Source organism: Mycobacterium sp. (assembly GCF_049683355.1).
Classification (GTDB): domain Bacteria; phylum Actinomycetota; class Actinomycetes; order Mycobacteriales; family Mycobacteriaceae; genus Mycobacterium.
On sequence record NZ_JBAUJB010000432.1, the window covers coordinates 1 to 1,682 of the forward strand.

Sequence of the window (1,682 nt, forward strand, 5' to 3'; positions counted from 1 at the left end):
CTCGTGGGTGCGGCCCGGCGGCTGGGGGTCGGCGCGAAGGCACGCGAGGTGCGCGGCAGCGACCGTGTCGTGGTTCGAGACGGCGAGGCCATCGGCGCATTGCTCACCCGGATGGGTGCGCAGGACACCCGGCTCACCTGGGAGGAGCGCCGGATGCGCCGCGAGGTGCGGGCGACGGCGAACCGGTTGGCCAACTTCGACGACGCCAACCTGCGGCGGTCCGCGCGGGCCGCGGTGGCTGCGGCCGCCCGCGTGGAACGTGCGCTGGAGATCCTCGGCGATACGGTGCCCGACCATCTCGCCGCCGCGGGCAGTCTGCGCGTGGCGCACCGGCAGGCGTCCCTGGAGGAGCTCGGCCGCCTTGCCGAGCCCCCGATGACCAAAGACGCTGTGGCGGGGAGGATTCGGCGGCTGCTGTCGATGGCCGACCGCAAGGCCAAGCAGGACGGTGTCCCCGACACCGAGTCGGCGGTGACCCCGGACCTGCTGGAAGACGCCTGACATGAGGGTGGGTGTGGCCTATCCGGACCCGCCGTTCAACGCGATGCCGGGCGACACCGGCCTGGACATCGAGCTGATGGCCGAACTCGCCCGCGCGCTCGGTGAGTCCGTCGAGTTCGTCGGCTACAAGGGTGCGGATTTCGACGGGATCTTCGCGCGTCTGGAAGCCGGCGACTACGACTGCGTCGCCGCGGGCACCACCGTGACACCGGCCCGCGAAGCCAGGGCGGGGTTTCTCCCGCCGTATCTGATCTCCGGGCAGGCCCTGGCCGTCGACACCGGCCGGCTGCCACAGGTGCACTCGATCGACGACCTCGACGGCCTGACGATCGGGGTGCAGCGCGGCAACACCAGCGAGCCGATCGCCGAGCGCCTCGTCGCCGAGGGCAAGGCGGCGCGGGTGCGGGTCTACGACTACGGCGACGTCGAGGCGGCGGTGCGTGGCCTGGGCAACGGCGAATGTGATGCGGTGATGAAGCTGGCTCCGGTGCTGACCGAGCTCGTCAAGTCGCTGCCCGGTGTCGACGTGGTGCAGCAAGGCCTTTCGGTGGAGCACATCGCGATCGCGGTGGCGCCCGCCGACCAGGCGCTCGCGGGCAGGCTGCGGGTCGCCCAGGCCGAGCTCGAAGAGGACGGCACGCTGCAGCGGATTCGACGCAAATGGCTGGGAAGCCCGTATGTCGACCAGAGCCTGGGATCGCTCTGAGACGTCGGGGACAGGCCGCGCGCAGCGGGAAGGGCACCGACTAGGCTGAACGCCGAGCGATGCCGAAGAGTTCAGTGACGAAACAAGAGGAGAAAGACGTGACGATCCGGGTAGGCGTGAACGGCTTCGGCCGCATCGGACGCAACTTCTTCCGCGCGCTGGATGCGCAGAAGGCCGAAGGAAAGAACAGCGACATCGAGATCGTGGCTGTCAACGACCTCACCGACAACGCCACGCTCGCCCACCTGCTGAAGTTCGACTCGATCCTGGGCCGACTGCCCTACGACGTCAGCCTCGAGGGCGAGGACACCATCGTCATCGGCGACACCAAGATCAAGGCGCTCGAGGTCAAGGAGGGCCCGTCCGCCCTTCCCTGGGGTGACCTGGGAGTCGACGTCGTCGTCGAGTCGACCGGCATCTTCACCGCCCGCGCCAAGGCGCAGGGCCACCTCGACGCGGGCGCCAAGAAGGTCAT

3 protein-coding genes are annotated in these 1,682 nt (G+C 69.6%); all 3 read left to right on the forward strand.

What is annotated here, in order from left to right:
* The coding region (gene whiA / locus WA944_RS24700; RefSeq protein WP_526647442.1) for a DNA-binding protein WhiA at positions 1 to 501 on the forward strand (501 nt) is incomplete at its 5' end.
* A 1-nt stretch (position 502) separates the two neighbouring features.
* Positions 503 to 1,207 (forward strand): ABC transporter substrate-binding protein, encoded by a 705-nt coding sequence (locus WA944_RS24705; RefSeq protein ID WP_526375756.1) that lies wholly within the window; start codon positions 503 to 505, stop codon positions 1,205 to 1,207.
* Between the two features lie 98 nt (positions 1,208 to 1,305).
* Positions 1,306 to 1,682, forward strand: a 377-nt coding sequence (locus WA944_RS24710; protein ID WP_526611739.1) for a glyceraldehyde 3-phosphate dehydrogenase NAD-binding domain-containing protein, incomplete at its 3' end; no start/stop codon positions are given.